Below are 23384 nucleotides of genomic sequence, written 5' to 3' on the forward strand. Positions count from 1 at the left end.
GCTTTTGTCGTATTTCTGATCGAGAATTACGCGTTATAAGCGAATATAGTGTAGAAAATAGAGATTATCAGGAGCGTAAGTAAACAAACCATTTGGTTGATGCGGGCGGCACGACGAAAGTCCGCGCGGGAGAGTTCCCGATCGTTGGTCCCGATATATGGCTTATCGACAAGTATACCGTGGTAGATGTTGGGTCCCCCGAATCGGCAATCCAAACTTCCGGCCATTGCGGATTCCGGGTAGCCGGAATTAGGGCTGGCGTGCTGCCGAGCGTATTGCCGGATAAAATTGAAGATTCCTTTCCGATAACCGACGATGGCAATAAACAGGGCTGTTATCCGGGCAGGGATATAATTGAAAATATCATCAACGCGAGCCGAACAACATCCGAAATCTTTGTATTTGGGATCTTTGTAACCGACCATAGAGTCGAGGGTATTGATCATTTTATAAGCCATCATAGCGGGAAATCCGCCGAGCGCGTAAAAGAAAAGCGGGGCAACGACGCCGTCGCTTAAATTTTCGGCCATGGTTTCCAAAACCGCCGTGTATATTTTTTTCGGGGGAAGTTGAGAGGTATCTCGTCCCACGATCCAGGACAGACGCTTGCGTCCGGCTTCTACTCCTTTTTTTTCCAACGTATCTATGACCTCTCTTCCTTCTTGGATCAAACTGTGGTTGGCTAATCCGTAGAAGACGAAAGCGGAAGCGACGATATAATAGAAGACAGGTGAAATTTTCCAGGTTAGGATTGAAATTCCCATACCGATCCCCCATATGAAAAGCGGTAGGAGCAGAGCTACTAAACATCCCTTGGTTTTTCGATAATTTCCTTGATTCAAATGACGTTCGCACCAGTTGATTAAGTTCCCGAAAGCCACGACGGGGTGAGGAAGTTTGCGAGGATCTCCGAAAAGCAGGTCCAGGATGTAACCGGAGATTAAAGGGAGCAAAACAGGTAGAAGGGACATGGTCGGAAGATTTAATACGGTTTCGTTTTGGCAGGAGAACCTTCGTTGGCCCCAAGTTCTTGTAATGCCTCTATCAGCAGGCCGTTTTTAAAATCGGTCAGGGTATTTACCCGGAAATAGCGGTTGTTTAGTCCCCGGAAATTGGAGGCATCCCGAATCAGAAGTCCGTATCTTTCAAGGAGGATATGTTTTAGAACCGTTGAATTCCAGTCAGTCTCGACTAAAAAGAAGGAGGTTTCGGAGGGTTGGGGACGGAATCCCGGAATCTTTTGCAGGGCTGTCACGAATGTTTGCTTTCTGCGTAACAGATGTTGTGTATCGGGAAGTAGGTCCTCTCCATGTGTCAAGAGGTATTTTCCGACTTCAATGGCAAGAGCGTTTATACTCCAGGGTTGTTTGAACTTTTTAATCCGGGAGATCAGTTGCTCGTTTCCTAACAGGTAGCCTAACCGGAGTCCCGGAATGGCAAAATTCTTGGTCATGGAGTGGATTACTAATAGATTCGGAAATTGTTCCAGCAGCCCTTCTGCCGGATAAGCAGAAGGGGCGAAATCAATAAAGGATTCATCCACAACAAGTGTCATTCGGGGGTGATGTCGGAGTAAATTCCGAATCTGGTCAAGTTCCCATACTCGTCCGTCCGGATTATTCGGATTACAGATAAACATGAGTTCCGGTTCGGGACAAATTTTTCCTATTTCTTCCGGAGTACATTCCCGTTCGGAAAAAGGGATAAAAGCGAGTCGATGTTTATATAACGAACAGGCGTCTTCGTATTCTGTAAAAGAGGGGATCGGCAAACAGGTATTGGCTCCCGTAAAAGCATGAGCGATGAGGTAGAAGAGCTCGGTTGCCCCGTTACCTGCAATTACATTCTCGGAGGAGATTCCATAATGCCGGGCGACTATTTCCACAAAAGATCCCGCATCGGGTTCCGGATAATGGAGGATCTTGTCCATTTGTTGCAGGATAACCGATTGCAATAGGTTGATATCTGTTTCGTACCAGACATTCGTGGAAAAGTTCGCTTTTATCTCTCCGGCGGCCTTGTATATATCATCTCCGTGTCCGTGTATCATCGTTCATCTGTTTTTAAAGTGGAATAGATATAGGCTAAGTCTACGGCAGCCCTCACGTGATCGGCCAGTAAATCGTATTGCCTGTTTTTGTAGGCGGCATAATCGAATTCGGATGGAGCCATCGGGGTCAATCCTTCCGCCAACTCATTTAGAACGATACTGTTGTCTAATATACCGTGTAGGTAGGTGCCCCAACATTTATCATTGAGAAGGTATCCGTCTTCTCGCCCGTCGCTCAATCTATTTAAAGGTGATGCCGGAGAATCGTTCAAAAGAGTCGTCCCTCCCATATGAATCTCGTAGCCTTCGCAGGTATTTTCGAGTCCTTTGAATCGAAACCTGCATTGGCGGGTGATCTTTTCCGGCTCCAACACGGTGACTGTCGGAAAAATACTTAATCCGGGAATCGCGTCGATCTCTCCTTCGATATGGAATGGGTCTTCTATTCTGGATCCTAACATTTGATACCCTCCGCATATTCCGATGATTTTCTTCCCCGATTTGTGGGCTTGAAGTATGGCATCGGCAATTCCGTTCGAACGGATATCCTGTAAGTCGGCTATGGTGTTTTTAGAACCCGGCAGGATAATGATATCGGCCTTTTCGATTTCCCGGGTATTGTTCGTGTAATAGGCATGAAATCTGGGATCTTGTTCCAGTATGTTGAAATCCGTAAAGTTGGATAGGCGTTTCAAGAGGATGATCGCCACGTTGATTTTTCCTTTCGTTGCCCGGTCATTTTTATTCTCGAGTGCCACTGAATCTTCATCTTCTATATGGATATCCCGGAAATAGGGAATGACTCCTACCACGGGAATACGGGTCAAATCGCGGATGATTTTTCTTCCTTCATCGAAAAGAGAGACATCTCCCCTGAATTTGTTTATGATAATGCCTTTAATCTGACGCTTTTCCTCTTCGTCGAGTAAGGCGATAGAGCCGTATACCGAAGCGAATACCCCCCCCCGGTCTATGTCGGCCACGAGATAAGTTGCGGCTCCCGTGCGGACAGCCATGCGCATATTGGTAATATCCCTGTTCTTCAGATTCAGTTCGGATATGCTTCCCGCTCCTTCTAACACGATAGGGTTGTATCGCCGGGAGAGGCGTTGGTAAGCCGCATAGGCCTGATTAAACAGTTCCGCTTTGTTGTTCGCCAGAAAATACTCTTTGGCCGTCATATTACCGATCGGCTTTCCATTTAAGACGACCTGTGAACTTTGTTCGTTCGTCGGTTTTAGCAACACGGGATTCATATCACTCTGCGGTGGAATCATGCAGGCTTCCGCTTGTACGGCTTGAGCACGTCCGATCTCCAATCCGTCCGGAGTGGAATAGGAATTGAGAGACATGTTTTGAGCTTTAAACGGGGCCGGATAATAACCGTCTTGTTTAAAAATGCGGCAAAAAGCGGCATTCACGATACTTTTTCCAGCATCGGAGCAAGTCCCGACGAACATGATGGGTTTTAACCGCATAAATAGAAAATTTTAAATTTCACTTGCCAGCTTAACACGATGCAAATATAGCGCGGTGCAAATTTATTTTGGTAGTTTGTAAGATGAATTTTTCAAATATTGTCGTTTAAGATTTTTTCTTGTATAGAAAAGATTGCCAACGTTCTTCTTCCGTCCCTTGTAAATCCATTTCATAGCGGGCCAGCGTGAAAAAGAGATCCGATAAGCGATTGATAAACCGAAGAATAACCGGAGTGACCTCCTCTTCTTTGTTTAATGTCCATAAGCGTCTTTCGGCTCGTCGGGCGATGGTGCGAGCCATATGACATTGAGCGGAAACGAGTGTTCCTCCTGGGAGAATAAAATGTGAGGAGGGATGACGGATGGCGGATTGCCATCGGTCTATTTCTTGCTCGCAGCAAATATCTAAATCTTCGGGAAGCGGATTCGGATTTTGGGGACGTAAGGCGGTAGGAGTTGCCACGTGGGACATAACGGTCATGAGGGATTTTTGAATGAAATGGAGCATCTCCTGCCACTCGTGCCTTTCTCCGATTTGGGCCCGGATAAGTCCGATACAAGAGTTCAATTCGTCCAGGGTTCCGTTGGCCTCGATGCGAGGATCGTCCTTGTCGACCCGTTTTCCCCCGTGTATTCCTGTTGTTCCTTTATCTCCTCCTTTGGTGTATATTTTCATGTCTGTAAGTGTCGATGGAATGTTTGTTTATAAAATCTGAAATAAAATGCAGGCCGTATTTTCCATAATTGGTAATTCGGTCATCTCCATGGCTTTTTTTCCTTGCAGGTAAGTGGCGATGGCTCGGTTAAAGGCTCCGTGGCCTACGGCGACGATTCGTTTTCCCTCGTGATATGTCTTTAAATACCGAATGAAAGCGGCAGCCCGGTTGAACAGTTCATCTACCGATTCGACACTATCCGGTAAATCGCTCCAATTTACATCGTCCAATTGTTGTCCCGTGTATACGCCCCAGTCCATTTCCCGGAGCAGGGGGGTCGCTTCAGGCTCCAATTCGTGAAATGAAGCGATTACTTCGGCCGTCTCCCAGCTTCTGGCCAGATCACTGCATACGACGGCATCCACTCTTTCATTTTTTAATTTCTCGGCTAACTTTCTTGCTTGTTCAATACCTAACGGGGAGAGGGTGCCCGGGAGTTGCCCTTGCAAAATATGTTGTTGATTTTCTAACGTTTCCCCATGACGGGTAAGAGTGAGTTCTATCATGGCATCTCTTCTTTGATTCTTTCCCGCGAAGGTAATAAACAAATTCAAGTTTTTGTTACTATCGTCTTTTTACCAATCTGATGATGTATTTTACGGATAAAACAATCCCGCTCACGGAGACAAAGGCACATCCGAGCAAAAGTCCCCACATGACGATTGTCCATAATACGGGACGATCGATTAGAAATTTGAAATCCAACCGGTGTAATCCCCGGAAGGCCCAGCGTTTCCAACGTCCGTTGTTATCATAATGTTGCGGTTGAAAAGATTTCAAATTATAATAATAGCAATCTCCGGATTCATTATCCAACGTTACTTTATAGACAGGTAGAGGTAAAGTTCTGCGACGGGAGATGTAATAGTTATCGTATTCTTCCATTTTGACGATGGTGTAGTGAACCGTATCGGCCGTCAGTTTCTTTACGGCAGCGTAGATCGTCTCTTCGGTGATTTGAAAAGGGCGTATCGAGTCGGCGGATGCATCCAGAATAATTTCTTTTTCCACTGTCCGTAATTTGTAAAGTGGTATATCGTTGTAATTACTCCAGGTAATCTCTTTTACAGGACCATGTGTTTTCGATACTTCGGCAATAGCCTTCCGGTAATCCAGATTATATTTTTCGATGGGAGGAGCAGCCGCGATGGAAGGACGGCTTCTGAACGCGTTACCTGCCTTTTTGTTATTGTTGAATAAATTGGAAAAGGTGGGTGATATGGGCGCCCATGCACTGAATAGCCAAGTACAGATAAAGATACCGAAAAAGAAACCGGTGATGTGATGCCAGCGGAACCACGGCTTTGTATAGGGAGAATGAAGAAAGCCTTTCCGGCGGGCTAGCCAGTAGGCTCGGATTCCGAGAAAGATTCCACTGATGCACATGATAAGGCTGAGTAAGCAACTCCAATACAAAAGAGTATCCCATTTTTGTATATCCTGTCGAATAGAGGTGATGTATAACCAATGGGGAATAGCTCCTATCCAGGCCCAAAAGCGTTGTTCCCGGGAAGAGAACTGTAGGATATTTCCGGTACGGGAAGAGATATAAAGTTGGTAATGTTCCGGTCCGTCAAAATAGAATTTGTAGATAGGCAGGTCTTTTTTCAATTGTCCGAAAGGAATCCATACCTCTAATTTGCGGAGTGTATCGACCTCGGTGATGTTACGATCCGGACACCAGTATTTGGCTCTCTCCTCGCAAAGGGAATAGATGGGAGAAGGGAGGATATAGGTACTGTCGGCGTAGAGATCGGTTACTTCACGCCATCTGCCGTAATGGAAAACCGGTTCGCCGAAGGGATTGTTTAAATTAAAGTTGTTCGAGAGTACATTTTGGGGTAAACGTTGCCGTATCTCGTTGATTGCGGGTAGACGAGAGGTATCCAGGGCTTCCTGGCGAGGAAGTCTTTTGTCCGGTCCTACCCGGGGAAAGGAGTGGTATATCAATACTATACCGGAAATGCACCATAAAAAACACAGTATACAGAGTAAAAGTCCGAGAATCCGGTGTACGTGAATAAAAAATTTAATCATATCTTTTTAGTTTATAGTTTTATAAATATGTTGCTTACTTCACGCCAGGAATTCATCGGAACTCTTATCGAATCGCTCGATAACGATTCAATAACGGCTTGATAGTTAAAATCTTTCATTTTTGATGAAAAACATTTCAGTAACGCTATCCTTAACCCCGAGCATATGCGTTAACTATTGGTTTCGGTAGGTCTCCTGACTCGCCCCGGATAGATACCTTCCCATTCCCTCGTATTCGCTGGAACAGTGGTGTAAGAATTTATCCGTCATATATCTTCTTTTCAGAAGAAGCGGGCATCACAGTAGCGGGTACTGTACCGGATTCTGACCGGTTTCCCTCTTGTGTGTTAGTTAGAATGATAACACAACACCAAAACGCTGCAAATGTACAATTTTTTTTGAAATGATGTTATTTCTGGAAAAATATCATGAAATAAAAAATGGTAATAGTGTTTCTAATAAAGAAATTTGTATTACTTTTGTGCCGTTTTGGTGCGATACCTCTTTTCTTGAGGTGAAACAGAATAGGGAATCCGGTGTGAATCCGGAACTGTACCCGCAGCTGTAAGTTCCTGTAAAAGAATTTTGTACTTCAATGTCACTGGTTGAAACCGGGAAGGCGGCAAAATTCGGAACAAGTCAGAAGACCTGCCAAAGCACGTAAACCATAGCTTTCGGGAACAAAAGCGAGAGGAGAAAGATAAATTTATACTTTTTACTCATGTACCCTTAAACTATGTTAATAATGCTTTATTCATTATTAATATATAGTTTTTATGAAAAAAGTTGTTGTACTAACATTATTGTTACTGGTGTGTGTCGGCTCTCTTTTGGCCGAAGATAAAGACAAAAGGAAAAAAAAGAGTATCACGGATTCGATTTTTAATATTGAAGAAGCGACGGTCTTGGGAAAAAAGAAAAGAATGGAATTAATGGGACTGAATGTACCTCTCAGATTCGTTCCGTTAAATGTATCTCTATTGTCTGCAAAAGTGCTTGAACGGAAAGGAATTACCGAATGGGTGGATGCCGTTCGTTTTCTGCCTGGCGTCCGACTGGGCAACCAGGGCGGTTTGTGGAGACGTTTTTACGTCGGAGGCTCCAATATGCCGGCCGTTTTAATGGTGGACGGTATTCGGGATGACCGGCAGAGTATTAACACGTTTCCTTTGGGGGATCTTGCTTCGGCGGAGTCTATCGAAGTGCTTCGCGGACCTGCAGCCATCCTTGCCGGTTACGGAGCCATGGGAGGTGTTATCAATATTGTGCGTAAGAAAGCCTCTCCCGAATTTTTGGCGAATGCCCGTTTCAGTTATGAGAGGTGGGATGTAAAGAAGGTAAGTTTGGGATTCGGCGGTAAATTGGTCGGACCGGTAGAGTACATGGCTAACTTGCATTACGCTACTTTGGGAGGTTGGCGTCGTATGTCTCCTCAGCGTTTATCCGGAATAGCGACATTGGGAGCTACTTTAGGCAAGAGCAGAGTTGATGTCGCCTTTGGTTTTGAAGACGACCATTATACGGTCGAATTGGGGGCTGCTCCTTATATGCCGGGGGATATGGTGGATATGGCTACCGATAAAGTGGTTATGCGTAAGGGAGATCGTCATCCAACAGCCGATTTCGGGCAGGTTTATAATGATTTTGCCAATGATTCGCATAGCCGGAAAGGGTATAATATAAAACTTGATTATGTTTATACCTTTACGAACGGTTTGAAATTGAAGGAGGTTTTTGCTTTTGATCACAGCTATCACCGGACTTCCGGAGTAGGAAGTCTTTCTTACAAAAGTGCGAAAACTCCCTTTGAAGGAGCGGATTACAAATATTATACGGAGAAGAACGGGGTTCGGGAAGCGACTTATGTGGATATAGATTCTTTGCGCCGTTTCGGGGCGAGCGGTTTTTTCCCGCGTCACGATACTTATAACAACACATTAGAGTTAACCGGCGATGCGGAAATAGCTTCTACAAAACACCATTATGCTATCGGTTGGAATTGGTCGTTATTTGATATGCGACAATATTGCGGTTGGGATAACGGAGATACCTACGGTCCGGGAACCGATGTGATGTTGTCCGTGAAAAATCCGGAACTTGTACAAGGGTACTGGATACAGAATGTATCTTCCATTTACTTGAGAAAATGGTATACAAACGGTATCTATTTCCGTGATGTATTTGAATGGAATGATAAATGGAAATTCATGGCTTCCGGGCGTATGGATTTTTACAAGAGAAGAATGATGGCCAATTTTCCGACGATCGACGGGAAATCGTTCGATTACGATAAAAAAGATATGGGAAAATGGGCGAATTTTCATGCCTCAGCTTTTACCTGGCATGTGGGAGCTGTTTATTTTCCCCGTCCAGAATTATCGATTCATATTGCCCACGGGTCAGCCTTTACTCCGAATACGACGACATATCGTGTAAATAATATCTATTTGGATAAAAACGGAAATTCGATTAATCCGGATAAGGAAGGGGATCAAATTTTCAAACCCGAACGGGATTACTCTTTTGAGACGGGAGTTCGTTATACTTTTAACGAGTGGTTGGATGCAAGCGTAAATTTCTCTTACATCCGTCGTACCAATATGGTTACGAACGTGGGAACCCGTGAGGTGGAAGAAGAGCAAGGGGATGGAACCGTGGAAGTGACTAAGATGACGGTTAATGCGCAGGTAGGTAGAGCCGATATGAAGACACTGGATATGGATGTTACGGCCCGGATTTTACCTACTCTTTCTTTGAGGGGGGCTTTATGTTTGTCGGATTATCGGATACGCTCCATTCGGGAAAGTAGTGCTTTCCCCGAATATAAGCAGACGGGGAAAAACATGCGTACCACAGGAGTACCTCGGACTACTTTCTATGTGTTTGCCGATTATACTGTTCCGACGGGGATATTTAAGGCTTTGTCCTTTCATTTGAGTGGAAACTTCCGGGACAAAATTTTCCGGGATGTAGCTTCCCGATTGTATTATCCCTCTCTTTGGTTGATGGATGGAGGCGTATTTTATACGATAAAGAGTCATATTACGTTAGCATGTAATGTAAATAATATATTTAATAAGGAGTATTTCGAATCATCCAGTCCGGTACAGGGTACTCCGAGAAACTATCAACTTTCTGTGTCTTATAAGTTTTAAATAGGATTTTGGGGTTTTAAGTGAGCTGTTTGACGAAAAAATTATTCAGCTTTTTAGGTATGTATTTTCGAATCTTCTAATTGACATTCGTCAATTGTAATTTAGATGATAGCCATTCCCTGTATACGGCCATACGGTTGTATACAGGGAATGGCTATTTCGATGCACGGAACATTATTTGTTTGTACAAGTTGTGAATGTTCTCGGATTTAGGTTTCGTAGTATGGTATGAGTGTTTCTGATTATCTTACTGGTACCCATTTGACAGCATCGGCAATTATCAGTTGAAGGTATTCACCGAATATTTTATTCGTAACGGAAGCCCCCCGGTCGTCCAATACGACACGGGATTCTCCAGCCGGTAAAGTGAACGTGCCTAAGGATACCCAGACTTCTTCCGGCGACAGGGTGGAAGTAACCGGTAGCCAGTCTGAAGTTTCTTCTCGGTTTTCTATGATGATTTCCTCTTTTCCCTTGGGGGTGTAGACGGTATAGTAGTTTTTCATCCCCGGGTGGTCGGCTGTACATAGTTTTCCGTCACAAGCGTCAACAATACGGGGTCGGTGGATAAGTATCTCGTATTTCCCTGCTTCCGGGAGGTTTGCTGTCCAGACTGCTTTGAAATTTCCCGTGCCTGATTTTTTGGTGAAAGCACTACGAATATGTTTGCCGTAGAATTCCTGCGATAAAGTAACAATCCAAGCGTTGGCTTTCGAGTTTTCTAAATAAGTGTACTCTTGGGCGTCTTCTTTTTTGACCAGATCGGCTAATCGTTTTCGATTGTTTGCCGAATCGATCAGCTGGAAGCTCTCGTCCTCGTTGTCGACGATGATCTCTCCCGGGGGGGAGAATCGATTCCTCTCGATCAATGTGACTCCTTCTTTCGGTACGGGGCCTGATAAGGGGGATTCATTGTTATTGAATGAAATGTTTTTCGGTAAATTACCCGAGAAATTGGTGGTCAGCAGGAGTTCTTCTTCGATGTCTTCATGAACGACAATTCGTTTGTATTCTCCGGGTTTGATGATGTAATTCCGGCAGTTTTCGATTGGCTGTCCCCCGATACCATACTGACCAAGCTTAATGATCGAGACGATACCGTCCGTTTCGCTGGAATTGTTTACCATAAAGTCGATGACTTGTGTCTTTTCTGTCGTTTTCCGGGACAGATCTTTTATCGTTAACAGGGGAATCCGGCGACTCGTGTACCACTCGTCCATGTAAGCCTTGATGTCCTGCCCGAAACGTTGCTCGAATTCCTCGAAGAACGAGTCGAAGTCAATTTCCCGGAAGCGGGTACGCTCGTTAAATTCCCGCGTGAAGCGGTTTAGGGAGTCCCAGGTAGTGATTGTCGAGAGATAACTTAATAAATGCGAAACTTTTGTAGAAATGACGAGGCGTTGTTCCTCGCTGTATTCTTCGGCCATGATCCCTTTCAATCCTTTTTTCGCAATACGGTTTATCGTTTTGGGATTCATATCTTTCTTGGATACTTTCGGGTTGATTATTTGTTTGAATATGGCGTCTATCCCCTGATATCTGTCGGAGGTGATGCTGCTGGTATAATCCGAGAAAATACGATTTATGCGCATTTGGTCCAGGTAAAAGGGAAGCTGGTAGTCCAGTATATAATTCTGTATGCTCCAATCTTCGCAAGGAGTAAAAGTACCGGGATGTGTATTCTCCCATTCGCACCATCGTTCCTGAAAAAGTGCGATCTCCGGTTGAATGCCATCGCTGAACGGACTTCTGTTGAGAAAGGACGAAGGAACCTCGACCAGCTTGAAATAGTGAAAGGGGTAAGGGGTAGGTTTGCCGTGTTCGATTTTATTTCTGCATTGATAAAATACCTTTTTTAAATTTTTCTCCCGGTCAGGATTGTCTTTTTTCAGGTCCTCCCATTCATCGAAACACTTCAGGTAGAAATCGTTTCCCGGGTAGGTGTAAAACTCGACGGTAAGGGAATCGACCGTGATCGCCCTTTTCTCGTAATTCCCGATACAGAGGGTTAACCCGGTCAGGTTTTGTAAATTGTTGAACGTGACGTTATCGCCCTCTCTCGTCGGTTTGCCTTGAGATAAGACGGTCATCTCGCCCGGGTTTTTGACGCGGAGGGTGTAATCCGTGAAATCGGTCTCCTTGGATGCCTGTAACTCGACCGGAGGAACCGCGGTCGGATACCACATCACTTGCGGTATAAGTAAAGTGTATTTATCCGATACGAAAGCCGTGTGTCTGCCGTAATTTTCGTAATCAAAACGATACCTGACGGTAGAAAAGAATTTATTATCCGGAATGTTAATCTGGTAAATATCCTCGTCGATCGTTCCCCCGTACTCCATCTCTATCTCGATATTTTCCCCGGGAGCCAGGGGACGCTCGATGACGATCACCTGCCGGTCCCTGTGAAAGGGAAGGTTTTGTCCCCCGGATTCGATCTTGTCGATCTTTAATCCCGGGTTTAAGAAGAGCAGAAGCTGTTCCATTGTTGTTTTTTTCCGGTTTTGAATCTTCATCCGGCTTGTTGCCGAGAATTTATCTCCCCCGGGTCGATAGGTGATATCGTGCTCGCTCACGCGTGCCGTGGGGTATTCATTGTATTTCACGAAAGTTTCGCGATGCCCGATCCTGTTTTTCAAACGGCTTTGAAAGTTGGTAACGTATATAACGCCGAGCCCCACGGCAAGTACGAAGCACAAGAAAGCGGGAACCGTTAAATAGCGTTTCCGGCCGGCGACATTGGGATATCTCTTCGTGGCTAAAACGGCGAGGTAGAGCAGGCTTATACCCAATAACAGGATAGCACCTCGCTGGAGCAGGTAATTCTCCATGTGCATGAACCCGACTAAGGTGGAAAAAAAGTTCGGAAGTGAATTTCCACGAAAATCGAATATCCCGTGAAGAGGCGTCGTCAGGTAGGTGTACGCTAAGTAGAGAAAAGCGATCAGGATAAGCCAGCTGACGAAAGGGTGTTTGGCTAACCTGTTTACCAATACGGATAACCCGGTAATAAAAACAAGCGTGGGCAGCACGTGCGTGAAAAGATAGAAAAGATATATTCCTATATTGACGGGGGAATTCGGTACAAATATGTGGATAATCATGGAGATGATCATAAAGATGACATCTATCGTGAGGAACGGAATAAGAATACCCAAAAATTCCCCGAGAAAGGATTGACCGTTACCGATGGGCCGTGCTGAAAGCACTTCCCGGGTTTCGGCTTTTTTCCGTTTCCTATGGATGTCGCAGACGATAAATGTGACGAATATCGGTTGGAAGAGGTTCAAAAAGTAATATCCGTATAGAGGAAAAGAAGACTCGAATATAAATTTACGCCATGGAACGTACGTATTTATAAGGTTATCCAAGAGAGGACTACCTAATATAAATCCCAATGCCCCGAAGACAAAGAGGTAAAATAACCAGTTTCTTTTTACTAACTTGCTCTCGTAAGTTATGGCTGTTTTTAGGGTTGACATTTCCATAATTGCAGGTTTTATTTTTTGTAATTTATTTTTAGTACGATACAAATATATAAATAAAAAATAGTAGCATGCAATACATAGTACTGTTAAAATTGAAATATTTCCGGGAATAAGAATTAGGAGGACGTGGATTCTGGATATCTATCTCAGGATATATTATTAATATATAATGGTTTATTCTTTAAAATGGAAGATTCGCCGGAAGTGAGATCGGTATAGGATAGTGGTTTATTTTTTTTGCTTTATTATAAATAACAAGGACCGAAAGGCTTTTTACCGTATTACGGATAGGGAAAATATGCCGTATAAATAGAATCTAAAAATAGAGATTATCAAAGCATAAAAAAACAACTCTTTCGGTCGATTGGCGTGAGAAATCGGCGATTGTATTGCTGGAAGATTCGATTGATACTTGTGGCTCACAATTGGCTGTGGTTCTATTGAAATGAATGATGCTGATACGGTTGTTTTTTCCGTGAGGAATCAATTGTAAACGGAATTGCTTGTTTTCTTATTTTACAACTTCGTTTTTTTTCTGCGATTTCTTTGTATTTCGTTAAAAAACAGAGAAATTTGCCGTTATGATGAAAAGAAAAATAGTTTTGATAACCGGAGGACAGCGATCCGGCAAAAGTGATTATGCTCAGCGTTTGGCGTTGGAGTTATCGGATTGTCCGGTTTATTTAGCTACTTCCCGGGTATGGGATGAGGAGTTCCGGGAGCGGGTAAGAAGGCATCAACGAGACCGGGGGGCCCAATGGACCAACATAGAGGAAGAGAAATATATATCGAAATGCGATCTGAAGGGGCGCGTAGTGGTTATAGATTGTATTACTTTGTGGAGTACGAATTTCTTTTTCGATAATGATTCCGATATTGAAAAATCGTTGAGGGAAATAAAAGATGAATTCGACCGATTTACGGCACAAGAGGGAATTTTTATTTTTGTAACGAACGAGATCGGTATGGGGGGGATAGCCGTGGATCCGGTACAACGTCGTTTTACCGATTTACAGGGATGGGTGAATCGGTACGTGGCTTCCCGTGCGGATGAGGTCGTGTTGATGGTCTCCGGGATAGAGATGAAAATTAAGAGCTAAGGATAAAATAAATATACAATAAAAATGAGAGCGTTTGTAGTAAAAGAGACGAATAAGGCTATCGTGCCGGTTTTAGAGGATAAAATCAATAATTTGACAAAACCTAAAGGCTCTTTGGGGCGGTTGGAAGAGTTGGCTATCCAATTGGGAACTATCCAACAAACATTATCTCCGAAATTGAATAAGCCGCAGAATATTATTTACGCTGCAGATCATGGGATTGTGAAAGAGGGCGTTAGCTTTTCAGCACCGGAAGTAACCCGACAGATGATTTATAATTTCATCAAAGGCGGTGCAGGCGTAAATATGTTCGCTCGTCAGCATCATTTCGGTCTTAAATTGGTAGATTGTGGCGTAAACGGGGATTTTGGCGTATTGGAGGGTTTGATCGATCGAAAGATCAGGAAAGGAACTTCTAACTTTCGTTACGAGGCGGCAATGAGTGAGGAGGAGTTTGAGCGGGCTATTGAAATCGGCGCAGAGATTGTGGATATGGTTTACGCGGAAGGAACCAATGTGGTGAGTTTTGGAGAGATGGGAATAGCTAATACGTCGCCTTCTTCCGTTTGGATGTCCTATTTCACCGGGATCGATTTAAAACAATGCGTGGGAGCCGGAAGCGGTTTGGCAAGTGACGGTATTAAACATAAATATGAGGTGTTGAAGGCTTCTATGGAAAATTATACCGGGGACGGATCGACAGAAGATATTTTACGTTATTTCGGGGGATTCGAGATGGTCGCTGCTGTCGGGGGGATGTTACGTGCCGCGGAGTTGGGAATGGTTATTATCGTGGATGGATTTATCATGACTAATTGCGTGCTGGCAGCAAGAAAATGTTGTCCGGCAGTAACGGATTATTGTGTATACGGACACCAGGGAGATGAAACGGGACATAAATTGTTATTGGATTTTTTGGAAGCTAAGCCGTTGTTGAATTTAGGATTACGTTTGGGCGAAGGGACCGGAGCTATTTGTGCCTATCCGCTATTGGAATCGGCTGTGCGTATGATTAATGAAATGGCTTCATTTAAACAGGCCGAGGTAACAAAATATTTTTAGATTGAAAGATTCAATGATTATAAGGATTAAGCGATTGGATTTAATCTCTGAATCGCTTAATCTTTCTGACTCCCATCCTGTTAATTTATAATCTGCAATTTACAATACTATGAAAGGTTTATTGGCGGCGATGATGATGTTTACCCGATTGCCGTTGTGGCATTGGGTAAGTGTGGATAAACGTTATTTCGAGGAGGCCATACGGTATTGGCCTGTGATCGGTTTTTTAACCGGTTTTGTTACAGCCGGAACTTTTTGGTTAGCTTCGTTCGTGTTACCGGTGGGGATTGCCTGCGTATTGGCAATCATTGCCCGTGTTCTACTAACCGGAGCTTTACATGAAGATGGTTTGGCGGACTTTTTTGATGGGTTCGGCGGGGGAACGACCAAAGAGAAAATTTTAGCTATTATGAAGGATTCGCATATCGGATGTTACGGAACCATCGGATTGCTTCTCTATTTTCTGCTCTATTATAGTTTGTTGTTTGCCATCGGGGGATCGGGAGTGGAGACCTCCGTGTTATTTGCCATTATTTTGAGTGCGGATTGTTTTTCTAAATTTTGTGCGGCCGGAATGATCAATACGCTTTCCTATGTTCGAAAGGTAGAAGAGAGTAAAGTACATTTATTATACAATAAAGTTAAGCTCTTTCTTTTTGCGGGAGTCGGTTTTCTTGTTTTAATACCCTTTCTTTTTTTGGATGCGTATTTATGGTGTGCAGTCTTCCCTGCTTTAATGATGGCATGCGGGTTGCGTTTTTTTCTGAAACTCAAGATCGGGGGATATACCGGAGATTGTTGCGGGGCTTCGGTATTATTGATCGAGCAAGTATTTTATATAACAATTGTGGCTCTTCTATTTGTTTGTTGACGGCTTTTTCTTTACCCATTTTATGGCGTCGGCGACGATGTATTGGTTGGAACTTCCCCTATCATCGAGGGTGACACTGGTTTTTCCCGTTACGAGGGTAAAAGTGCCCAATGGAACCCAAAATCCAAGACTACGTTCTCGTTTGTTCATAAGGTCTAATTTAACTTCCTGTTTTTTTTCTTGCTCTATCGTGTAATGAAGAATTGCTCCGTTACAGTAATTATTTAAGACAGGTGGTTGTACCGTGTATATTAAAGGAATGTGGGCGAAGATCTCGTACTCTCCCGGTTCGGTGACGGTTACTTCCCATCGGGCCTTGTAGCTTCCTTTTCCACCCGTCTTGTAATGAATACTTTTTGTAATTTCCCCGTGATAAGTGTAATTATAGTTTTTGGTCCATCTAAGGGCATTATGGGGCCACTCGTAATACCTGTTAAATTCTTTTTCAAAGAGTTCGTTCAGAATCTTTCCCGGTTCGATAAGAGAAAATCCCTGATCCTCGTTGTCCACGATCAGTTCATCCGGATCGGGTGTTGTTATCGTGGGGTTGCAATCGAAGATTCCGGTTGTTGTGTCTGCCATGAAAGTAATGATCTTTCCGATAGATCTTTGAATTGGAATATTATAAGATATTCCGGTATATAGTTTGATATCATACTTGTTATCGTTGACCATTTTTATCTGTTTGCACGAGTGGGGTGGAAGTACGAGGTATTTTATTGATGAAGAAGAAGGAATTGTATTTTGTCTTTTTACATTTTCGAAGTCAATAGACACGATTGCATCGATGCCGGTCGGGTTATACAGTTTGACGTGAGCGGCATATCTGCCGAGGCTGTCTCCTTCTATTTTATTTATTTGAGCTTCTTGTACTAAAATTGCAGGTAAGCCCTTCCCCGCGTACCATTTTCGAGTAAAAGGAAGGATATCCGTGTTAAACTTTTCTTTAAATTTTTCGAGAAACTTTTCGAGAAAGGTTACTTGATAAGGTACGGTACACGTTTCTCGAAGCAGGTCGATGACTTGGTCTCTTCTTGCACGAGAGGCAAGGTAATGAAGGAAATCCTTTTTTTTCAGGTCAATGATCTTGGCGAGCACTTCTTCGGGTAATTTTTTGTCATACAAGGCTTCTTTCAGGCTGTGTTTTTCCATGTAACGCAAGGCGAAAATGATGTTGGCTGTAGGAGTATATTCGTGTATAGATGCACCGAAAACAGGTTCCTCTTTTAAAATATCTTGTATGATTAAATTTATGACTGGAAATTCGTCTGATCGGGTATAGCATGTGTCTTTTACAAGAACGGGAAGAATGTTGTACTTGTTTTTTTCCCAGTTGGTGACTCCTGTTTTCTCGTTATAACGAGAAGATTCTCCTTGTACAAGGAGCTCGAGAGAACGGGAGAGCATATGACTTTGTAGCTCCTTCTCGTCATTCGTGTAAAAATTGCTCCGGTATATTTTTTTCATTTGCTTAAAATCGAGATCGAAGGTTGCTCCTCTTTCCGGGTAAAAAAGAATCTCCGGTTGGGCGAAATCGCTGCTCTCTTTCCGGGTCCTGAAAAAGGAGTGAATGGACAGGGGAATCTCGATTAACATTAATCTACAAGGTGGATTTCCTTTTATTTCTCTGTAATTTATTAAATCTTTATACGCTTCGATTATTACTTTGTTGTCGGCCTGTTTTAGGTCGTTATAAAAGAAGGGTTGTTCTTTCAGGTAATAGAGGTACGCGTAAAATTTCCCCATGCTAATGTATTTCCTTTTGAACTTGCCGGCACAAAGGGAAATACCCGTAAGAGGATCCTCGTTATGGAAAGAGACCTGTTTTTTATTTTTCTCTTCTTTTCCCTGTGAGAGGAAAATTAGTTCTCCGGGATTTTCGACGGTCAATTTAAAGCGGGTAAAGTCTTTCCCGGAGCAAAAAGGGGCCATCGGGTTAACGAGAGGTACGGCCGACGGGTACCACATGACCTCGGGGGTAAGGTAGATATAGTTTTCTTCGACCATAGCACTTCTTTTGCCGAGTATAAAAGGAAGAGAAGGGTTATCTTTGGGTTGGTAAAACAACTTGTCGGGGATATCGAGGTAAGCGACGCTCTCGTCGATTTCCCCCGAGTAACGGAGTTTTAGTTTTATCTCTTGTCCTGTCTCCAGGGGATGAAAGATGAGGGTGACCTGTCCTTCTTGTTTGAATGGCAGTTCTTTTTCGTTCTCTTTCAATGAGTTTATTTTCAGGCCGGGGTTTAGAAAAAGCACGAGGGTATCGACTTTTCCCGGGTTCGGGTTTTTCAGGTAGAGTTCGCTGGTCGCGTTCACGATAGAGCCTTCCCTGGAAAAATGGATTTGGTGTTCTGGAATTTGTAAGTTGGGAATATTCCCGTGGCGCGCGAATATCTCCACGTGATTCTGTCTTTTTTGGCTCTCTTTCACGAAATGAATCCGGTACGAGGAGAGCAACATCAATCCGATAACTGTCACGACGATTCCGGTTATTCGGAATTCTCCGGGAGCTTTTACCCGGTTGGGGATTCTGTTAAAACAGGCTATCGCCAGGCAAATTAGTCCAATCCCGATCCCGAAAAAAGCTCCCCGGTGCAGGAGGTAATGTTCGGGATTAACATGTCCGGTGATGTTCGAAAAGATGTTCGGTATGGAGATGGCCAGGATATCGGTTGTCCCGTTCCAGTAATCGTGAAAAAAGCCGGAGGTGCAAAGGTAGAGTAGACCCGTAACTAATATGGTAATCCCTTTATGTCGTGTAAGAAAGGATAGAAAGAGGGTAAGTCCGGAGTAAAAGAGGGTCGCTGGAACGGTCAGAGTAATGAAATAGAAGAGATAGATTCCTATGTTGAAGGGAGAGTCCGTGAGTAGTACATGCACGGTAGAGGTGATACCGATGGACGCTAAATCGAGAATAAATAGGACCTTTATAACGCCTAACGTTTTTCCGAGTAACCACTCGCTATTCCCGGCGGGATGAACCTCGAGGTTTTCGGCTGTCGATCTCTTGTAGAACCCGCTGATCGTAAAGATGACAAATAGGTTCTGAAGAAGGTTGAGAAGCGTGGTGCTGACCCAGGGGATATAGGAGGAAATGGCGATTCTTTGCCAGGATGCGGAGGGAAAATTTCCATGGTAGATCATAACGATATAAGTGATACCGCCTATAACCAAACCCGCGAGGATTTTAAACAAAATACCTCGTCCCTGTATTTTAGCTTCGTGGGTCAGAATCGTGTTGACGTTATATAGGTTCATATCTCAGATTGACTTAACAAAAATAGAAGTTTTTCCTTTTTAAATAAGCTAATAATTCGTATGTATTAATGTAATGAGGAAAAAGATTATTAGAAAATAAATTTTCTGTTGTACTTGATTTGGGGACAAGAATCATATCGTCTACTATGGTAGCCTCATTGGGATTAAATAAGGTAACGGTTTTTGTTGCAGTACCAAATCCTGCAAGAGAAAATTCCAATGTGTAGGTTCCAGAGGCATTGAGAACTAACACGTATCTTCCGTTTTTATCTGTTTTGTAACGATTGCAGTACCAAGAGTGCGGACGGTGACACCTGGTAGTAATTCCATGGTCCAAAATTCTCTTACGTCTCCACCGACATAATATTTAGCCGCAAATACCTCTTCTCCTTCTATAAGCAGAAAGGAGAAGAAAAATAATCTTAAAATTAAACTTTTCATATTCGTACGATTTAATGATTAATATATGGAGGGACGAAGTATCGATTGTAATTTACAAAAAAATAGATAATAAACAAAATTTTAGACGATTTATTTTAATTCTACATAATGCTATCAATAAATTCTTTTCCTATATTTGCTTTATAAAAAAACGGTGATATGAAAACTATTCTTATAATTTTAAGCTTCCTGATCTGGGGAGGAGAAGATGGTTTTGTTTCAGCCCGGAAAGAGGAGCATGTGCGGGTATTGAGACCTTTAGAGCAATGTGAAAGAGTAACCGATTTGAATAAGTGGATAGAGCGGGTGGAGGTGATACCGTTGGATAAAGTGGAGGGAATTACAGTTTGGAGCCGTAAAATTTTGCTTGTGCCGGGGGAGAATATTATTTTGTGGGATAATCGTAATATCGCTTTTTTCGATGCTTCCGGTAAATATTTGTTTACTATTGGAAGGGAGTGTATGCCGAAGGAGGGTAATTGCGGAACTATCCGGGATGTGGCATTGGATTTTGATAAAAATGTGTTGTTGGCATTGGATTGGAAGGGAGATGTACAATTGTACGATCTGACCGATGGTCATTGGTTGGAAAGTATTCATCCGGAATATGCTGAGGCGGGAGATGCTTATGAGATTGCTCCGTCGACGGACGGTGGTTTTTTTCTCTATTTTTGTATATTGGATGAGGATAGTTTTTCAAAGCCATTCGATCAGTTAGTGTCATTTGATAAAAAGGGGAAAAAGACTGGAAGCTATCTGTCTCGTTCAGACTATACGATTCCTTTCTTCCTCATTTCTCCCTCTTATGATCGGTCTTATTATATCCGTACACAGGGAGGAGAGCATTTTTATTATAGAGTAAAAGAGGGAAAATTGGAAAAAGAGTTTAAAATTGATTTTGGAAAACGGACAATCCCTTCCGGATATGCCTTTTCTCCGCTGAAGGAAGGTAAATCGCAGATTCAATATTATTTGCAGGCGGATTATTTTAAAATGCCGATCTATTTTAAGGCGACTTCAAAAGAATTTTATTTTTCCGTTGCGGGCCCTCGTGCCGAAGCCTATTATTTTTTGTATCCCAACCGTAAGCAAAAGGGAATTTATTGGGTAGGAGAAGAAGGGGCTCCGGTACGATTTTATCATTCGGATAAGGATTATTTTTATACCATTCTATGGGATGATTGCAAGGAACTGAAGAAGACGGAAGATATTCAAAAAATAAAGGATCCTTTGAAACGTTGTGTATTGGAGCGTATCGGATTGATACAGCTTCATGCTCTGCATTACCCTTTTATTACGAAAGTTAAATTTAAATCATGATAAGCCGATGAAGTTGACATTGATCCGGCATACCCGGGTAGAAGTTCCTGCCGGGACTTGCTACGGGAATAGCGATGTAGATGTAGCGGAAACATTTCCGGAAGAGGCGGAGAAGGTGAAGGCAGGTTTAGTGGGAACGCGATTCGATGCGGTGTACTCGAGTCCTTTGCAACGATGTACGAAATTGGCTGCTTATTGCGGTTTTCCAGATCCTGTACTGGATGATCGTTTAAAAGAGTTGAATTTCGGACACTGGGAAGGAAAACGATGGGAGGAAATTAAGGATCCCAAGTTACAGGAGTGGTATGACAATTGGTTAAATGTCCAGCCCGTAGGAGGTGAAAGTTTTTTGGATCAATACAATAGGGTTACTGCCTTTTTGGATGAGTTGAGAAAGAAACCTTTTCGGGAGGTTTGTATTTTTGCTCACGGGGGAACGATTCAAGCTGTATTGATTTATGCGGGTGTTTATAATTTCAATCAAGCATTTTCAAATGATATCACGTATGGCAGTCGTACGATCGTGGAGGTCGTTTAGCATCTTTCTTCCTCTTCTTCGGCATGGCGTATGGCTTGTTTGAGTTTTCGGCGTACGTTCTTTTCGCAAACTAAAGTCAGGCCGATAATGAATAACATGACGGCTACATCGATACACATTCGAGTACTGACTCCATTGAAATCCATCATTGCTATTCGTACGATTGCAATTAATATGAGGATATAAATGAAAGCCCGTATCCGTTGTAATTTTTTTTGACAATGGAGTATTGCGTTGTTGGGAGATTCGTCCTCTTTTTTCATAAAAAATTCTTTTACGTCGTTAAATGTACGAATTATTTTTTAATAAGAGATATGAATTTCGATATGAAATTCAGTTGTTGATGCTGAGCCGGATAGTTACTCCTTTATCGTTTCTTACTTGTACGGTCTGATCTTCCGAGATGGGGTAGACGTAAGAGTAGATACAAGGTACGACCTCTTTCCCTTTTTTGTTGACATAGCCCTCTTTCCCTTTGGCTCGGACTAAAGCATAACCCATGGAATTAAACGGCTCTATATGGGTATAGATACAACGGGTAAGGGGAGCTCCTTTATCGTTTAACAGACCTACTTGATTGTCTTGGTTTAGCACGAGAATGAATTGCCGCTCTTTATCAAACCAGTATATATCTTTATAGACGGAAGGAAGGGCGATGTCTCCGTTTTCGTCCAATAAGCCCAAAGCATCGTCTTTATAAATCCGAAATAGACGGTTGCTCATTTTTCCGATGGCGTCGTAGATACAGGATGTGATTTCGTTCTGCAAACTGTCGATTAATCCGAATTTTCTCTCTTTTTTTATTTTATACACGTTTGGTGTGAAATATTCCAGTTCTTCATACCGGGGAAGAAAGACCTCTTTTCCTTTTTTGTCGATATAACCGTACAAGTTATCCTTGACAACAAGAGCGAGACCTCTCTCTCCAAAATCATCAATTCGGTCGTACGTGGTTTCGCATATTGTATTACCGTAAGCGTCGATTAATCCGAATTTCCCTTCTGCTTCTACCCGAATGATCTCCCCGTTGTATAATTCTCCGTCGGCATCGCAAAAGGTCGCCGATTGGTATTGGCAAGGCGTTACCATCTGTTTTTGGAGGTTGATAAAACCGGATAGGCTATCGTTTGTAATGGAATAAAGATAAGCCCCGAATTTTTGAATATCATTGTATAGGCAAGGGAGAATCTCTTTTCCGTCCCGGGAAACATATCCTAATTTCCCGTTTTGTTTAACGAGAGCTATGCCTGTGGAATCGAAAGCAAATATCTCATCGTAACGGAAAGGAATCATTTCTTTTCCGGAAAGGTTTATATAGCCGTATTTATTTTCTTTTCTGGCTTTGGCGACCCCTTCTTCCGGAAAGATATGAAGTTCGTCATAAAGGCAATCTACAACCTTTTCTCCTTTTAGATTGATGATTCCCTTTTTGGCGTTTTGGGTAACAATGGCCAATCCGTATTGAAAGCTTTCTGCCTGTTCGTATTTGAATGGGATCACGATCTTGCCTTTTGTATTGATGAATCCGTAACCATTGCCCATCCTGACGACTGCGATACCCTCCTTAAAATCTTTTGCCCCATCGAATTTATAAGCTACGATTTCTTCTCCCGTTTCGTTAATAAACCCCCACTTTCCATTGGCTATCTGGTGGGCGTAACCGATAAAATTGATCTGTTTTTTTTCCTTGCAGGCCAGCAACAAGCCGATCAGGCATAATAGAAGGGTATATTTCATTATGTGTACTATATAGTCTATATTTTGAAGGATTAAAAGTAATAATATTTTTTAAATAGAGTGTCTGTTCTTGATTGTATGAGTGATAAAAAACAACGCTGATCAATTTCATTTTGATCAGCGTTGTTTATAT

General features: G+C 42.9%; 17 protein-coding genes and 2 riboswitches. Of the genes, 6 read left to right on the top strand and 11 right to left on the bottom strand.

The window, feature by feature from the left end; translation table 11 throughout:
* Positions 1–26: 26 nt before the first annotated feature.
* The 6 genes from cbiB to DMB45_RS05055 all read right to left on the bottom strand — a co-directional run bounded on the left by cbiB (position 27) and on the right by DMB45_RS05055 (position 6281).
* Positions 27–971, bottom strand: coding sequence for an adenosylcobinamide-phosphate synthase CbiB (gene cbiB / locus DMB45_RS05030; protein ID WP_110688517.1), 945 nt, complete (start codon positions 969–971; stop codon positions 27–29).
* 11 nt (positions 972–982) lie between these two features.
* The gene (locus tag DMB45_RS05035; RefSeq protein WP_052634625.1) at positions 983–2050 is read right to left on the bottom strand and encodes a pyridoxal phosphate-dependent aminotransferase; all 1068 of its coding nucleotides are present in this window, start codon (positions 2048–2050) and stop codon (positions 983–985) included.
* Entirely contained in the window at positions 2047–3528 is a 1482-nt protein-coding gene (locus DMB45_RS05040) for a cobyric acid synthase (RefSeq protein WP_041503541.1), read from the bottom strand. The genes DMB45_RS05035 and DMB45_RS05040 overlap by 4 nt, the downstream gene beginning before the upstream one ends.
* Positions 3529–3634: 106 nt before the next feature.
* Entirely contained in the window at positions 3635–4204 is a 570-nt protein-coding gene (locus DMB45_RS05045) for a cob(I)yrinic acid a,c-diamide adenosyltransferase (RefSeq protein WP_041503542.1), read from the bottom strand.
* A 27-nt stretch (positions 4205–4231) separates the two neighbouring features.
* Positions 4232–4750, bottom strand: a complete 519-nt coding sequence (locus tag DMB45_RS05050; RefSeq protein WP_110688518.1) for a histidine phosphatase family protein — start codon at positions 4748–4750, stop codon at positions 4232–4234.
* A gap of 58 nt (positions 4751–4808) precedes the next feature.
* Complete coding sequence (locus DMB45_RS05055) at positions 4809–6281, bottom strand: PepSY domain-containing protein (protein WP_059027123.1); 1473 nt, start codon at positions 6279–6281, stop codon at positions 4809–4811.
* 168 nt (positions 6282–6449) lie between these two features.
* Positions 6450–6671, bottom strand: a riboswitch (cobalamin riboswitch).
* A gap of 83 nt (positions 6672–6754) precedes the next feature.
* A riboswitch (cobalamin riboswitch) is annotated at positions 6755–6951 on the top strand.
* Positions 6952–7057: 106 nt separating this feature from the next.
* On the opposite strand from DMB45_RS05055, the gene DMB45_RS05060 reads away from it, so the two are divergent.
* Positions 7058–9436: a TonB-dependent receptor gene (locus DMB45_RS05060; protein ID WP_237143280.1), complete on the top strand. Its 2379-nt coding sequence runs from the start codon at positions 7058–7060 to the stop codon at positions 9434–9436.
* A 242-nt stretch (positions 9437–9678) separates the two neighbouring features.
* On the opposite strand, the gene DMB45_RS05065 is transcribed toward DMB45_RS05060, so the two are convergent.
* A complete protein-coding gene (locus tag DMB45_RS05065) occupies positions 9679–12924 on the bottom strand; it encodes a hypothetical protein (RefSeq protein ID WP_110688519.1) in 3246 nt (1081 codons plus the stop codon).
* Positions 12925–13508: 584 nt separating this feature from the next.
* Between DMB45_RS05065 and DMB45_RS05070 the strand changes: the two genes are divergently transcribed.
* The 3 genes from DMB45_RS05070 to DMB45_RS05080 all read left to right on the top strand — a co-directional run bounded on the left by DMB45_RS05070 (position 13509) and on the right by DMB45_RS05080 (position 15957).
* Complete coding sequence (locus tag DMB45_RS05070; protein WP_181416493.1) at positions 13509–14024, top strand: bifunctional adenosylcobinamide kinase/adenosylcobinamide-phosphate guanylyltransferase; 516 nt, start codon at positions 13509–13511, stop codon at positions 14022–14024.
* A 24-nt stretch (positions 14025–14048) separates the two neighbouring features.
* Entirely contained in the window at positions 14049–15086 is a 1038-nt protein-coding gene (gene cobT, locus DMB45_RS05075; RefSeq protein ID WP_059027127.1) for a nicotinate-nucleotide--dimethylbenzimidazole phosphoribosyltransferase, read from the top strand.
* 109 nt (positions 15087–15195) lie between these two features.
* The gene (locus tag DMB45_RS05080) at positions 15196–15957 is read left to right on the top strand and encodes an adenosylcobinamide-GDP ribazoletransferase (protein WP_059027129.1); all 762 of its coding nucleotides are present in this window, start codon (positions 15196–15198) and stop codon (positions 15955–15957) included.
* Here DMB45_RS05080 and DMB45_RS05085 read toward each other — a convergent pair.
* Positions 15943–19215 carry a golvesin C-terminal-like domain-containing protein gene (locus DMB45_RS05085; protein WP_110688520.1) on the bottom strand — a complete coding sequence of 1091 codons (3273 nt, stop codon included), beginning with the start codon at positions 19213–19215 and terminating at the stop codon, positions 15943–15945. The genes DMB45_RS05080 and DMB45_RS05085 overlap by 15 nt on opposite strands.
* A gap of 246 nt (positions 19216–19461) precedes the next feature.
* Positions 19462–19656, bottom strand: coding sequence for a hypothetical protein (locus DMB45_RS05090; RefSeq protein WP_041504631.1), 195 nt, complete (start codon positions 19654–19656; stop codon positions 19462–19464).
* 159 nt (positions 19657–19815) lie between these two features.
* Here DMB45_RS05090 and DMB45_RS05095 point away from each other — a divergent pair, with 159 nt between their 5' ends.
* Positions 19816–20976: a hypothetical protein gene (locus DMB45_RS05095; RefSeq protein ID WP_041504632.1), complete on the top strand. Its 1161-nt coding sequence runs from the start codon at positions 19816–19818 to the stop codon at positions 20974–20976.
* 7 nt (positions 20977–20983) lie between these two features.
* A complete protein-coding gene (gene cobC, locus DMB45_RS05100; RefSeq protein WP_041504633.1) occupies positions 20984–21514 on the top strand; it encodes an alpha-ribazole phosphatase in 531 nt (176 codons plus the stop codon).
* Here the strand turns inward: cobC and DMB45_RS05105 are convergent.
* Complete coding sequence (locus DMB45_RS05105) at positions 21511–21777, bottom strand: hypothetical protein (protein WP_041503552.1); 267 nt, start codon at positions 21775–21777, stop codon at positions 21511–21513. The two genes, cobC and DMB45_RS05105, sit on opposite strands and share 4 nt — an antisense overlap.
* 70 nt (positions 21778–21847) lie before the next feature.
* On the bottom strand, positions 21848–23251 hold the full coding sequence (locus tag DMB45_RS05110; RefSeq protein WP_110688521.1) for a WG repeat-containing protein: 1404 nt from the start codon (positions 23249–23251) through the stop codon (positions 21848–21850).
* Between the last annotated feature and the right edge of the window lie 133 nt (positions 23252–23384).

Origin of the sequence: Sanguibacteroides justesenii (genome assembly GCF_003204205.1) — a bacterium.
Lineage (GTDB): Bacteria > Bacteroidota > Bacteroidia > Bacteroidales > Marinifilaceae > Gabonibacter > Gabonibacter massiliensis.

What these genes read in the sequence shown, in the direction of transcription:
- cbiB (WP_110688517.1), bottom strand. Translation starts at nt 971, where the DNA reads ATGTCCCTTCTACCTGTTTTGCTCCCTTTAATCTCCGGTTACATCCTG.
- DMB45_RS05035 (WP_052634625.1), bottom strand. Translation starts at nt 2,050, where the DNA reads ATGATACACGGACACGGAGATGATATATACAAGGCCGCCGGAGAGATA.
- DMB45_RS05040 (WP_041503541.1), bottom strand. Translation starts at nt 3,528, where the DNA reads ATGCGGTTAAAACCCATCATGTTCGTCGGGACTTGCTCCGATGCTGGA.
- DMB45_RS05045 (WP_041503542.1), bottom strand. Translation starts at nt 4,204, where the DNA reads ATGAAAATATACACCAAAGGAGGAGATAAAGGAACAACAGGAATACAC.
- DMB45_RS05050 (WP_110688518.1), bottom strand. Translation starts at nt 4,750, where the DNA reads ATGATAGAACTCACTCTTACCCGTCATGGGGAAACGTTAGAAAATCAA.
- DMB45_RS05055 (WP_059027123.1), bottom strand. Translation starts at nt 6,281, where the DNA reads ATGATTAAATTTTTTATTCACGTACACCGGATTCTCGGACTTTTACTC.
- DMB45_RS05060 (WP_237143280.1), top strand. Translation starts at nt 7,058, where the DNA reads ATGAAAAAAGTTGTTGTACTAACATTATTGTTACTGGTGTGTGTCGGC.
- DMB45_RS05065 (WP_110688519.1), bottom strand. Translation starts at nt 12,924, where the DNA reads ATGGAAATGTCAACCCTAAAAACAGCCATAACTTACGAGAGCAAGTTA.
- DMB45_RS05070 (WP_181416493.1), top strand. Translation starts at nt 13,509, where the DNA reads ATGAAAAGAAAAATAGTTTTGATAACCGGAGGACAGCGATCCGGCAAA.
- cobT (WP_059027127.1), top strand. Translation starts at nt 14,049, where the DNA reads ATGAGAGCGTTTGTAGTAAAAGAGACGAATAAGGCTATCGTGCCGGTT.
- DMB45_RS05080 (WP_059027129.1), top strand. Translation starts at nt 15,196, where the DNA reads ATGAAAGGTTTATTGGCGGCGATGATGATGTTTACCCGATTGCCGTTG.
- DMB45_RS05085 (WP_110688520.1), bottom strand. Translation starts at nt 19,215, where the DNA reads ATGAACCTATATAACGTCAACACGATTCTGACCCACGAAGCTAAAATA.
- DMB45_RS05090 (WP_041504631.1), bottom strand. Translation starts at nt 19,656, where the DNA reads ATGAAAAGTTTAATTTTAAGATTATTTTTCTTCTCCTTTCTGCTTATA.
- DMB45_RS05095 (WP_041504632.1), top strand. Translation starts at nt 19,816, where the DNA reads ATGAAAACTATTCTTATAATTTTAAGCTTCCTGATCTGGGGAGGAGAA.
- cobC (WP_041504633.1), top strand. Translation starts at nt 20,984, where the DNA reads ATGAAGTTGACATTGATCCGGCATACCCGGGTAGAAGTTCCTGCCGGG.
- DMB45_RS05105 (WP_041503552.1), bottom strand. Translation starts at nt 21,777, where the DNA reads ATGAAAAAAGAGGACGAATCTCCCAACAACGCAATACTCCATTGTCAA.
- DMB45_RS05110 (WP_110688521.1), bottom strand. Translation starts at nt 23,251, where the DNA reads ATGAAATATACCCTTCTATTATGCCTGATCGGCTTGTTGCTGGCCTGC.